Origin of the sequence: Thalassospira profundimaris WP0211 (genome assembly GCF_000300275.1) — a bacterium.
Classification (GTDB): domain Bacteria; phylum Pseudomonadota; class Alphaproteobacteria; order Rhodospirillales; family Thalassospiraceae; genus Thalassospira; species Thalassospira profundimaris.
Window position 1 is genome coordinate 462,224 of the sequence record NZ_AMRN01000002.1, and the last position, 12,796, is coordinate 475,019.

Annotated in this window: 10 protein-coding genes; 1 reads left to right on the forward strand and 9 read right to left on the reverse strand. The window is 55.3% G+C overall.

Annotated features, from left to right (window positions below):
• Positions 1–62: 62 nt before the first annotated feature.
• The gene (locus TH2_RS06345) at positions 63–971 is read right to left on the reverse strand and encodes a LysR family transcriptional regulator (RefSeq protein WP_008889580.1); all 909 of its coding nucleotides are present in this window, start codon (positions 969–971) and stop codon (positions 63–65) included.
• A 140-nt stretch (positions 972–1,111) separates the two neighbouring features.
• On the opposite strand from TH2_RS06345, the gene TH2_RS06350 reads away from it, so the two are divergent.
• Positions 1,112–2,110: a DMT family transporter gene (locus tag TH2_RS06350; RefSeq protein ID WP_008889581.1), complete on the forward strand. Its 999-nt coding sequence runs from the start codon at positions 1,112–1,114 to the stop codon at positions 2,108–2,110.
• A 12-nt stretch (positions 2,111–2,122) separates the two neighbouring features.
• Here the strand turns inward: TH2_RS06350 and TH2_RS06355 are convergent, their stop codons facing one another.
• The 8 genes from TH2_RS06355 to ftsA all read right to left on the reverse strand — a co-directional run bounded on the left by TH2_RS06355 (position 2,123) and on the right by ftsA (position 12,606).
• Positions 2,123–2,710 (reverse strand): thermonuclease family protein, encoded by a 588-nt coding sequence (locus tag TH2_RS06355; protein WP_008889582.1) that lies wholly within the window; start codon positions 2,708–2,710, stop codon positions 2,123–2,125.
• The gene (locus TH2_RS06360; RefSeq protein WP_008889583.1) at positions 2,682–3,074 is read right to left on the reverse strand and encodes a hypothetical protein; all 393 of its coding nucleotides are present in this window, start codon (positions 3,072–3,074) and stop codon (positions 2,682–2,684) included. Before TH2_RS06360 ends, TH2_RS06355 begins: the two co-directional genes overlap by 29 nt.
• A 28-nt stretch (positions 3,075–3,102) precedes the next feature.
• A complete protein-coding gene (ligA, locus tag TH2_RS06365) occupies positions 3,103–5,211 on the reverse strand; it encodes an NAD-dependent DNA ligase LigA (RefSeq protein ID WP_008889584.1) in 2,109 nt (702 codons plus the stop codon).
• Positions 5,212–5,260: 49 nt separating this feature from the next.
• The gene (recN, locus tag TH2_RS06370; protein ID WP_008889585.1) at positions 5,261–6,931 is read right to left on the reverse strand and encodes a DNA repair protein RecN; all 1,671 of its coding nucleotides are present in this window, start codon (positions 6,929–6,931) and stop codon (positions 5,261–5,263) included.
• A 260-nt stretch (positions 6,932–7,191) separates the two neighbouring features.
• Positions 7,192–8,016, reverse strand: a complete 825-nt coding sequence (locus TH2_RS06375) for an outer membrane protein assembly factor BamD (protein WP_008889586.1) — start codon at positions 8,014–8,016, stop codon at positions 7,192–7,194.
• Positions 8,017–8,239: 223 nt separating this feature from the next.
• On the reverse strand, positions 8,240–9,208 hold the full coding sequence (lpxC, locus tag TH2_RS06380; protein WP_008889587.1) for a UDP-3-O-acyl-N-acetylglucosamine deacetylase: 969 nt from the start codon (positions 9,206–9,208) through the stop codon (positions 8,240–8,242).
• Positions 9,209–9,543: 335 nt separating this feature from the next.
• Positions 9,544–11,199, reverse strand: coding sequence for a cell division protein FtsZ (gene ftsZ / locus TH2_RS06385; RefSeq protein WP_008889588.1), 1,656 nt, complete (start codon positions 11,197–11,199; stop codon positions 9,544–9,546).
• A gap of 189 nt (positions 11,200–11,388) precedes the next feature.
• Positions 11,389–12,606 carry a cell division protein FtsA gene (ftsA, locus tag TH2_RS06390; RefSeq protein WP_238538666.1) on the reverse strand — a complete coding sequence of 406 codons (1,218 nt, stop codon included), beginning with the start codon at positions 12,604–12,606 and terminating at the stop codon, positions 11,389–11,391.
• Positions 12,607–12,796: the final 190 nt, after the last annotated feature.

Here is a 12,796-nt window from a genome sequence, read left to right on the forward strand (position 1 = left end):
GATAAAAACCCCGACCGAAAGATGCTTCGGTCGGGGTTTTGTTTATCAGAGCCCGTGTTGGCTTATTTTTGGTTGGCCATCGGGACGGTGCCGGCAAGATCACGCAATGTGTCGACAACCGCCTTGCCCCCGGCACTCAGCGGGCGATCCTGTAACCAGGACAGCATCACCTTGCGCGACAGTTCCGGGTTGGTGATGCGCCGTGCCTTGAGACGCCCGGTCGAGAGTTCCTGAACCAACGAACTGCGCGGCAAGACGGTATGACCGACATTGCGCGTCACCAGATCGACCAAAACGCGAAGGGCATCGGCCTCCACCACCGGGGTCAATGGACGTCCCGCCCGAAATGCCGCCTCCTGCATCATGGCGCGCAGCCCGTGCTTGTTGGTCGGCATGATGAGCGGCAGGGACAAAACATCTTCATAGGCGATTTCGGTTTCCTGTTCGCCGACCTGTGAGGGGTGGGAAATCAGAAACAGGTCTTCGCGCCATAGCTGTTCGGCATGGAGGCTGCGTGAAATCATGCCGTCATGTAGGATGCCGATATCAAGTCGCCCCGAGAGTAGTCCCTCCTGCACATCACCCGTCAGGTCTTCGGCAACCGTGATGTTAAGATCCGGGTACCGATCGCGCAGAGTTTCAATCAGCGCCCCGGTAATCACGATCCCGGCACTGGGCGGAACGCCGACATGCACATGGCCTGTCACCTGACTGCTGCGGGCCGAAAGATCGGCTTCAAGACGCGCAAGATCGGTCAGGATCACGCGGGCCCGTTCAGCAAGCATCTGGCCTGCCTCGGTCAATTTGACACCGCGACCGGTGCGTTCCAGCAGTTTGGTATCAAGGGCCTCTTCGAGAAGGTTAAGCTGCCGACTGAGTGCGGGTTGGGACAAATTAAGCCGCTCTGCTGCGCGCGACAGGCTGCCGAGTTCGGCGATATGAACAAAGCTTCGAAGTTGTTTGATATCCATCGGTCGCGATCCTGAGCAGCTTTGCGCATCCATGTGCCTGTTAGATATAGCCAAAGCTGATATCTGATAGCAATTAATTCGAATTGAATAATGGCAGTTCACGGGTAACTATGGCAACCGATAGAGGATCGGAGAAACTCATGACGCCACCACCGTCACCTTCTGAGCCCAGGCAACAGGTTGTTACGCCTGTCGTTTCGCCCGCGGGTTCCGCACTCACCATTGTGTTGCTTGCGACAGCCGCCTTGGCGATGAAAGGCCTTCTGGCAAAATTTGTTTATGCCACGGGCATGACAGTGGATGGCTTGTTGCTGTTGCGGTTTCTGATTGCGATGCCGCTCTTTTGGCTTGGTGTGGTTTTGTTTGGCAAGAACCGGCCGGGCGACCGCAAGATGAAGCCGGTCGATCTTGCATGGGGCGGGCTTTATGGCGGGCTGTTTTTCCTTGCGGCGTTGTTTGATTTTACCGCCGTTTCGTTGATTGAAGTCACAGTTTCTCGGATCGTGCTGTTTACGTTTCCAGCCGTCGTGATGATCCTTGAGGCGCTCCATAAACGGCGCTTTCCGCCATTTCGCCAGATTGTATGCTTTGTCATAACCTATGTCGGACTTGTTTTTGTGCTGGCACCGGGCGGGTTTGGCGAAGTGTCCCAGGCGCTTTGGTACGGGGCGGCTTGGGCGTTCGCTTCTGCCGTGACCTATGCGATTTATCTCTATTTCGGACAGCGGATGATTACCGTCATAGGGTCGATGCATTTTGCAGCCCTGATCAACACCATGGCCGGTATTTGCATGGTGATTTACCAATTGATCGTGCAAAACCCACTGAACCTGAACGTGGCGGGCATCATGTGGACGGCAGGCATTTCGATCTTTTGCACCGTTATTCCGTTCTTCCTGCTGTACGAGGGTATTCGAAGGGTCGGTGCAACACAGGCATCGTTGATATCGCTTTCGGGGCCTGCCATGACCTTCTTTGCCGCCTGGCTGTTTCTTGGCGAAGTTCTGACAGTGCCGCAATTGGTTGGGTTTGTTGTGGTTACACTCGGTGTGGCGTCACTTAAAAACAGCTTTACGCTGGCGGGGCTGGGACGGGTGCTGGCACGGCCGTTTGCATCGGGTGGGACGTCTCAACGCTAATTGGGTTTGACGTTATTCGTCGCGATGCCAGCGGCGAACTTCAATTTCATGTTCGGGTAAACGTTCACCACGCCGCCATTTCAGCGGATCGATAAATTCCCCTGCCCAGACGCCGGTGCGTGCCTGTCGCGCCTGATTTTCATAGGCTTCGTATTCAGGCATCTGATCGGGGCGGGCAACCGCCATGCCTCGTACAATCAGGCTTTGTCCGATATCAACCCCGTTGGCATTTCTGCAAACGGCCATGTTGCGATGATACCGGTTTTTCCCGCGAACTTCGCACGTGATCGGTGTTGCGACCAGAAGGTTGGTGGTCACCTGCCATGCCTCTGCCCCACAGGCCGTGCTTTGGCCGTTAATCAGACATTCCTGAAAACGGTTCATGGCATCCGCCCCCCAAAGATCAACACGTTTGAAGCCGAACTCAAGCGTATCAGCATCAACCGCACGCGCCGGGCCCGACAGGGTATCAAAGTCCGGGTCGGCCTTTGATGCTGCTGGAACGCATCCCAGCATCAGGGCAAAACCAAGTGTGATCAGGCGGTGGGGAAGGGCGGGCACCATGCGGGCCTCAATACAGGTCGCTGTATCTGATTCCATCAAGCTGGGCAAAGATGACTTTCCACTTTTCATCCTGCTTGAGCAGCGCGAAGGCATAGTCGCAATCAAAGATCAGGTTGTTTTCCGAATTGCCAAAGCGGAACGAAACAATCGCACGCGCCCCGCCGGGAAGGGCGGAATGCTGTTCAATCACCATGGACTTCGCCATAGCAAGATCAGCATTTTTCAGTTCATCAAAGAATGAGTGATGGTATTTGTGCAGATCGTCTGAACTGCCAATGGCCTGCACGCCGGACAGATCATTGATCAGGCACGGGAAGTGGAAGAAATCATCAAGTGCGTTTTCTTCAAGCTTCAGATGGGCATCGACATAACGGCGAAAAAAACTTCCAAGGTCTTCCATCAGCACACACTCCCCGGTTAGATCATTTTTATTCCGTGGCAATCAGATCAAGCCATCCCTGTTCATCAAGCACTGTAACACCTAATTCTTCTGCTTTCTTTAATTTGGAGCCCGCACCCGGTCCTGCAACCAGATAATCAGTTTTTGCCGATACGGATCCGGCGACCTTTGCACCAAGACTTTCAGCTTTGACCTTGGCCTCGTTGCGTGAAAACAGCTCCAACTTGCCGGTAAAAACAACGGTTTTGCCATTGACCGGATTGTCGCTGACCTGCGGGGCTTCGACATCGGTAATGGTCAAAAGCCCTTGCAGATCATCAAGAACCTCGCGGTTATGGTCTTCAGCCATGAATTCGATCAGGTCCTTGGCAACACCGGGGCCGATCTGATCAATGTTGATCAGTTCGCGAAGGGCTTCGCTGTCGGCTTCATTGGCGGCAACCATGGCGCTGCGCCATTCGGCAAGCGATCCATAATGGCGTGCCAGAAGTTTTGCTGTTGCCTGACCGATCTGGCGAATGCCAAGTGCATAGATAAACTTGTCGAGCCCGATGGTACGCCGTTCATTGATGCCATCAAACAGCTTGGTTGCGGATTTTTCGCCCCAACCTTCAAGCTTGCGAATGGCATCGCCGTGATCACTTTCAAGGCGGAAAATATCGCCAGGCGACTTCAGCCAACCCAGTTCAAAGAACGCCTCGACATTTTTCGCCCCCAAGCCATCGATATCAAAGGCCGTGCGCGATACGAAATGTTTCAGGCGCTCAACCGCCTGTGCCGGGCAGATCAAGCCGCCAGTGCACCTGGTGACGGCTTCGCCTTCTTCGCGCATGGCGTGGCTGCCGCATTTCGGGCACTCGGTGGGAAATTCGTAAGGTGTTGCATCATCCGGATGATTGCCATCCTCGTCCAGAATGACCTCAACGACTTGGGGAATAACGTCACCGGCACGTTGCACAACCACAAGATCGCCAACCCAAACGCCCAAGCGGTCAATCTCATCTCGGTTATGAAGGGTGGCGTTGGATACCACGACACCGCCAACCGTAACCGGCTCCAGCCGAGCGACCGGGGTCAGGGCACCTGTTCGACCAACTTGAATGTCGATGGCCTTGATCCGAGTGCGAGCCTTCTCAGCCGGGAATTTGTGCGCAATCGCCCAGCGCGGTGATCGGCTGACGAAGCCAAGGCGAAGCTGCAGTTCAAAGTCATTGACCTTATAGACAATGCCATCAATGTCGTAATCAAGGTCCGGGCGCTGGGTTGCCAGTTCGTCATAGAACGCCATGATGTCATCGGCATTATGAAGCAGCCGGGTCAGCGGATTGGTGACAAAGCCCCATCCTTCAACCTTTTGCAGGAAATTCCACTGCGTCTGGGCCAGGCTTTCGGACAGTTCGCCAAAGCTATAGGCAAAGAAGCGAAGCGGGCGTTTGGCACTGATTGATGGATCAAGCTGGCGAAGCGACCCTGCCGCTGCGTTGCGCGGATTGGCAAAGGTCTTGCCGCCGGTTTCGGCCTGTGTCGCGTTCAGTTTTTGGAACGCAGAGCGCGCCATATAAACCTCGCCCCGGATTTCGACCACATAGGGCGCATCATCGGGAAGCGTCTTGGGGATGTCGTCAATGTGGGCGACATTGGCGGTAACGTCTTCGCCCTCCGATCCATCGCCACGAGTGGCAGCCGTGACCAGTTCGCGGTTTTCGTAACGCAGGGACAGCGAAAGACCATCGATCTTGGGTTCGCCCACCACTTCGACCGGGCTGTGTGCTGTCAGGTTCAGGAAGCGACGAATACGGGCAAGAAAATCAACAATGTCTTCGCGCGAAAACGCATTGCCAAGTGACAGCATCGGGCGGGCATGCTTGACCTTGGCAAAGCCGTCGGCCGGGGCGGCACCGACTTCCTGTGTCGGGCTGTTTTTCTTAAGCGTCGGATAGTGGGATTCAAGTTCGATCAGGCGATTGAACAGCGCATCATATGTCGCATCCGAAACCAGCGGGTCGTCATTAACGTGATAGGCTTCATTATAAGACCGGATACGTTCCGAAATTTCGGCATGCTGTTTGCGCGCCTCCGTGCTCGAAGACGGCAATTCGGGAAGTTCGGACATGTTTGACGCGTGTTCGGCGCTCATATTCTTTTTGTTCCGTATTCAAGGTTGGGTCGACGCGTTGGCGTCGGGATCAATTAGGTTGTTCAAGCAGGCTGTCGGCGGCGGCACGCGCCTCGGCCGTCACGGAATGACCGGCCAGCATGCGGGCGATTTCTTCGCGCCGGGCTCCATCGACAAGGGCATCGACGCGGGTCACCATGGTGCCTTCTGCCTCGCGCTTGGCAATATAGAAATGCGTGCGACCGCGGGCGGCGACCTGTGGGCTGTGGGTAATGACAAGGATCTGGCGTTCCTGAGCCAGAAGATGCAGGCGCTGACCAATGGCGGCTGCCGTCGCGCCGCCGACACCACTGTCGACCTCGTCAAAGACCAGGCTGGGTACGGCAGAAACACGCGCCAGAACGACCTTGAGCGCCAGCAGGAAACGCGAAAGCTCGCCCCCCGATGCGATTTTGTTGAGCGCTCCCGGGGGGCTGCCGGGGTTGGTCGCGACCGTAAACTGCACCCGGTCAATGCCATCCTGACCCCATTCAGATTCTTCAAGTTCGGCAATGTCGGTAACAAAGCGCGCCTTTTCCATGCGAAGCGGCGGCAGTTCGGCATTGATCGCGCCATCAAGCTTGGCGGCGGCTTCCTTGCGCGCGGCATGGAGCTTCTCGCCCGCTTCGATATAAGCTTTGCGATATTCGCTAACGGCGGCGGTCAGTCGGCTCAGTTCCTTCTCGCCGAATTCAAGCTGATCGATCTGGGATCGGAAATCCTTCATCAGCGCATTCAGCCCATCGACCGGAACATTGTATTTGCGGGCGGCTGCGCGCAGGGCAAACAGGCGTTCCTCGACATTTTCCTGATGACCGGTATCAAGATTAAGATCGGCCAAGGTGGCCGAGATCGCCCGGTTGGCTTCTTCAAGCTCGATCGCGGCACGATCAAGGGCCTCGATAATCGGTTCAAACCGGCCATCGGCCTTTTCAAGTTCACGCTCAAGGCACCGCTGGGCGCTGCGAAGGGCACTTTCGGCACCCTTGCCACGCGAAAGTTCTGTACCGGCATCATTAAGGGCCGCAACCAGCTTTTCACCATGCATGAGGAACTGGCGTTCCTCGGCGAGGCGTTCTTCTTCGCCTTCTTCGGGGGCAAGCTTTTCAAGCTCATCGACGGCGTGGCGCAGCCATTCCTCTTCCTCGCGCGCCTTGTCAATGCGGGCGCGGGCGGCATTGAGTTCCTTTTGGGTTTCACGCCAGGCGCGCCAATGATCACGCACGGTCATGGCAAGGGTGCCAAGATTGCCGTGGGCATCAAGTGTCGCGCGGTGGGTGGTGGGATCAAGAAGGCCGTGCTGATCAAACTGGCCCTGAATTTCGACGCAGTAATTACCAACATCGCGCAGCAGCCCGACCGAGACCGATTGGTCATTCACATAGGCACGCGACCGGCCATCTGACGTGACAACACGGCGCACGACAAGGTCTTCACCCTCAAGATCAATATCCTGATCGGACAGCAATCCGAAAACCGGGTGGCCTTGCGGCAGGTTGAAGGTTGCGGTGACACTGCACTTATCGCAGCCATGGCGGACAAGGCCGCTATCGGCGCGCGCACCCAGCGCGAGGCCAAGGGAATCAAGCAGGATCGATTTACCGGCACCGGTTTCACCTGTGAGCACGCTAAGCCCATCGTGAAAATCGAGATCCAGTTTGTCGATAAGGACTACATTCCGAATGCTGAGGCGTCGAAGCATTGCTGGGTACTGATGTTGTTAACGGAGCAGCAGACAGGTACAGCCAAACTTGTTTGTGAATGTGCAGAGTGCCCAATCCCGCCCTGCCTTGCAAGCCTTGCGAAGGCGAAACGACATTCAATCCTGTCGTCCCGAGGGCGTTTGATCAAAATGCAGCGATATCAGACGTTAACCGCAAGTTGTTCTTTTTTTGTTCTATCTTGTCGCAAGGCGGATTGTCAAGCAAACCCTTGGCCTTGGCAGGGTTTGCTTGATCGAAATCAGAACAGGCTGGAGATGGCGTTGGTCGTGTCATCCCACCAACTGCTGTCTTCGCGCTCCGGTGCGTCTTCACCAAGCATGAGACTATAAGACTCGCTGTAATATTCGCTGCCCGGGAAGTTGTGACCAAGCACGGCCGCGGTCCGTTTGGCTTCGCCTTCAAGACCAAGCGCAAGATAGCATTCGGTCAGGCGTGCAAGGGCCTCTGGCACGTGGGTGGTGGTCTGATAATTCTCGATCACCGCTTTGAAGCGGTTGATCGCGGCCAGATATTCGTTGCGGTCCTGATAATAGCGCCCGACATCCATTTCCTTGCCCGCAAGGTGATCGACCGTCAGGTCCTTTTTCAGCTTGGCATCGCGGGCATATTTACTATCGGGGAAGCGGCGGATGACGTCGTCAAGCGCATCCATCGCGTGCTGGGTCATCTGCTGATCGCGGCCGACGTCGGAAATCTGTTCGTAATAGGACAGCGCCTTGAGGTAATAGGCATATGGCACATCCGGGTTGGCCGGATGCAACGAGATAAAGCGATCCAGTGCGTTGATCGCATCATCGTATTTGTTGTCCTGATAATAGGCATAAGCCGACATCAGGGTCGCCTTGGTTGCCCAGACCGAATAGGGGTGCTGACGTTCGACTTCGTCAAATGCCTCGGCCGCCTGCTGGTATTCATTGGCGTCAAGCAGATCCTGCGCGCCGTTATACAGTTCGGAAACCGGACGTTCGACATATTCCGGCGCATCATTGCTTGAACATGCCGCCAGCATCAGCGACAGGCCGAGAGTTGCAATGACGTGTTTGGCGCGAACGGTACTTAGCACTGTGACGTATCCTCGAAATTTTTGACGCACTCACCGTAAAATCCGCCGGACTATATCATGCGAAGGGCGTGCTTGGGCAAGTAGTTGTGTCGTCAAATGCCGACTTTTATTCCATGTTAAACGCTGTGACAGGGAGCAGAAGACTGAAAACCAACGCCGAAATCAAAAAAGGCGACCACGCGGGCCGCCATTTTCATAATTTGGATGCCAGTGACACCTGATTTCAGGCGGTGGCAAGCATCGGTTCAGAAACGCCGCGCAAGGCCGCCTTGGTCAGCGGAACAACACGATAAGCGTCTTCGTCGGCCAGCAAAGCCTGAAGTAGCAGATTGTTGACATGGTGACCGGATTTGTACGCGGTAACCTTGCCCTGCAACTGTTTGCCGGCGGTATAAAGATCGCCAAGTGCATCAAGGATCTTGTGGCGGACGAATTCGTCTTCGTAACGCAGGCCTTCCTCGTTCATGACTTCGTCACCGGAAAGAACAACCGCGTTATCAAGCGAACCACCACGGGCAAGACCGGCAGAACGCATGGCTTCAACTTCATGCAAGAAGCCAAAGGTACGCGCACGTGCGATATCGGCAACAAACACACCGTCATCGAACTTTACGGACATGCGCTGGTTGGCAATGGCCTTGCTGGCGAAATCAATCTCGAAGTCGATCTCGAACCCGTTGGCCGGTTCAACCCGTGCGGTGCAGCCGTTATATTCGACTTCAATCGGTTTCAGGACTTCGATGACCTGACGCGGGGCATCAAGTTCTTCGATGCCAACGCAATCAATCAGGAAGTTAAACGGGGCGGAGCTGCCATCCATGACCGGTACTTCGTCGGCATCGATATCGATGAGCACGTTATCAATGCGCGTACCGGCAAGGGCGGCCATCAGATGTTCGATGGTTCCGATCTTGATGCCCCGGGCTGCATCACCAAGGCAGGTGCAAAGACGGGTATCGATCACGCCATCGTAACGTGCCGGAAACAGCGGCTGGTCATCCAAGTCCGTGCGGCGGAATACAATGCCATGATCGGCAGGGGCAGGGTGAAGGGTAATGCGGATCTTCTGACCGGAATGCAGACCAACACCGGCACAGCCGATAGAGGCTTTGAGCGTGCGCTGGAGCACATAACCGTCGCCGGAAAAGCCAGTCTGCGTGATAGCAGAACCAAGATCGGCAATATTGTTCACAGGAACCCCCAAATCAGGTCAGTCAGTTTGTCATCAATCAACGTCAAAGCATGTTCAAAGCCACCTTCAAATTGGTTGACCCCTGCTTTGTTAGTTTGGAACACTACTGTTGATCGAACAATCACTCAAATCACTCTTTGTTACGCTTTGTAAACTTCATAGTACTTTGAAATTAATGAATAAAATTCATTTCTGCTGGGTATTTTGAGCCGGTTGTAACCGTTTGGCTTACGGGCTTTGGTCACAATTGCCGAATTACAGCGTCATCCAAGCTGGTGCGTCCAAAAAAAAGGGGAAGGCATTAAGCCTTCCCCATCTTCGCGCGGAGATCGTCGTCAGTTGGCCTGACGACGAAGGAAGGCCGGAATTTCAAGAAGGTCGTCAGACGCGCCTTGCGTCTTGCCCCGGGAAGCAGGCTCCTTCTTCATGACATGTTCGCTGTCCTCACCAAGCGGCATCTCGGTCTGGCGTGGTGCAGGTGCCTGCGGCTGCGAGACTTTCGGCTCCGCATAGCTATGCGGTTCCTTGGCGGTCTTGTTCTTGCCAAACAGGCTGCTCAGAACAGAACGCGGCGAGGTTGCATTCTGGGCATCAGCTGCCTCGAATACGTCCGGGCTGTGCTGAGCATGCTCGGCTTCGCTTGGCGTTACAGCACGCGGCGGAATGAAAGCCATGTCGCCGTTGCTGGTGGGTTTCTGGACCGGCTTGTCTGCACGCAGAACGGGTTTCGGTTTCAGGACCGTCTGGCCCATTTCAATCGACCCGGTTTCCTGTGCTTCGGCCTGATGGCTGATTTCCGGCTGCTGTGCGCTACCGGTGGCAGCAAAGCGATCAGCAGGAATGTGATCAACCGACGCACCACCCGCATAGTCACCAGCACCCGTGTTGTGGGCAGCAGCGGCTGCTGCGTTGCCTGCGCCATGTTGTGCGAAGGACGGTGCCGCGGCGGGCTGTTCTGCCGGTTTCTGGGAAACAGGCTGTGCAACAGAAACAGTGGTCGGCTGCGGACGGCGAACTTCTTCGGCGTCTATACCGGTTGCAACAACAGAAACGCGAAGCGCACCTTCGATGGTCGGATCAAAGGTCGAACCGAAGATGATGTTGGCTTCGGATGCAACTTCCTCGCGGATGCGGTTGGCGGCTTCGTCAACTTCATACAGCGCCATATCCATGCCGCCGGTGATGTTGATCAGGACCGCACGGGCACCCTTCATGGATGCATCTTCAAGAAGCGGATTGGCTATTGCGGCTTCGGCAGCCTCAAGTGCACGTTTTTCACCTGATGCTTCGCCGGTACCCATCATGGCTTTGCCCATCTCGCTCATGACCGTGCGGATATCGGCAAAGTCAAGGTTCACAAGACCTGGGACCATCATAAGGTCGGTAATCGAACGCACACCGTTGCGCAGAACGTCATCTGCCATCTGGAAGGCATCTGCGAAGGTTGTTTTTTCATTCGCGACCCGGAACAGGTTCTGGTTCGGAATGATGATCAGGGTGTCGACATACTGTTGAAGCTGTTCGATACCCTGTTCGGCGGTGCGCATGCGGCGCGTGCCTTCGAAATGGAACGGCTTGGTAACAACACCAACGGTCAAGATGCCGGCTTCTTTGGCCGCACGTGCAATGACCGGGGCTGCACCGGTACCCGTACCACCGCCCATACCGGCGGTGATGAATACCATGTGGCTGCCTTCAAGCTGTGCCTGAATTTCTTCAATGGATTCTTCGGCGGCGGCACTACCCGCATCCGGACGTGCGCCTGCACCCAGCCCCTGGGTAATCTTGCGACCAAGCTGCATCTTGCGTGTTGCTTTTGCCTGGCTCAGGGCCTGAGAATCGGTGTTGGCAACAACAAAGTCACATCCTTCAAGTTCGGATGCGATCATGTTGTTAACGGCGTTGCCGCCGGCACCACCGACACCGATAACGGTGATCTTTGGTTTTAGGTTTTCTTCCGTTTCAGGAACGGAAAAACTGATTGTACTCATTGTTTGCTCTTCCTCTCCGCGCTTTAGAGCTTAAAGATCACACAGGCCTTCCCTTTGCCTGTGCGTGCCAGAAATGCTTCGGGCACAAAGACCTCCGAGTCCGTTTTAGCTGGCAAAGAGTTATTGCCTTCTTAATGCGGCTAAAAGTTTTCGGGAAAATGGATAAAAAAGTGCGTTTGGGGGTGCGAACTAGAAGTTCTCTTTGAACCAGGCACCCAAACGGCCCCAACGCCCACCCGATTGACGGATTTGCGCCATGGCTTCGCTTAGCGGATCGTTCTGTTGGGCAACAGCGCGCAACAATAGCCCCGAACAGGCCGAAAAAGCAGGTCCGGCGGTGGCTTCGGCAAGGCCCGAAACACCGTGCGGCAGGGCAATCGTGGCCGGACGTTCAAACATCTGGCTGGCAAGATCGGCAATGGCGTTCAATTGGCTGGCACCACCGGTCAGAACGATGCTGCGTCCACCGATTTGCGACAAGCCGTGTTCTTCCAGTTGATCGCGGATCAATTCGAACGTTTCTTCAAGTCTCGGCTTGATGATGTTGATCAGCATCGAGCGCGGCACATGATTGAAATTGTTTTCGTCCTCATCGCCGATGGTCGGAACCGCAAGGATTTCCTGATCATCGGATGGCGAGGTCAGAGCACTACCATGCAGGGTTTTCATGCGTTCGGCATGATTAAGCGATGTATTGAGCCCATAGGCGATATCGCGCGTGACGTGTGCGCCGCCGACCGGAATAGACGTGGTGTAGACCACCTGACCGGCATTAAAGACCGCCACACTTGTGGTGCCTGCGCCCATATCAATCACGGTCGCGCCCAGATCGCGCTGATCGGCTGTCAGGGCCGACAGACCCGATGCCAGCGGGGTGACGACCGTTTCCTCAATTGCAAGGTGGCAACGTGCCAGAAGGGTGCCAAGATTGCGCAAGGGTGCGGTTTGCGTTCGGACAAAATGCAGATCAAGACCAAGGGTCGATCCATACATGCCGCGCGGATCATTCATGGTGTTGGCACCGTCAAGGCGGAACCCCAACGGGACAGTATGGATCAGCTCATCGCCGGCCTGACGCAGAAGGGCTTCCTTTTGGTCATTGAGTTTCCGGATCTCAAGATTGCCAATCGGGCGGGAGCCAAGCGGAAGCTCAACCGTGTGGGTTTCGGATTCCGGGCGACCGCCAGACAAATTGACAATGACTGAGTCGATGGTCTGACCCGCCATTTTTTCAGCGGCGTTGACCGCGGCAAGCACGACTTCCTGTGCGGCATCAAGATTGGAAATTGATCCACTTTGCAGGCCCTTGGACATGTTGTGACCAATGCCGATGATTTTCGGCGGTTGGTCCTTTTCACGTCGCGCAATAAAGCAGCAGACCTTGGACGTTCCAATGTCCAATGCCACAATCAATCCTGATCTGGTTTTGCCGCGTGCCAATTGAATGCTCTGAATTTTTATGGGTTATGTGGTCGGACTTTTTTGACCGTACCTTATTAAGCCTGTTTTCGACCAAAAGCGGTTGCAATTTGGTTAAGGCAGACCGTCGCATAACGCATCTTCATGCGAAACTACGCAAAGAAGGTGGAAAAACAAT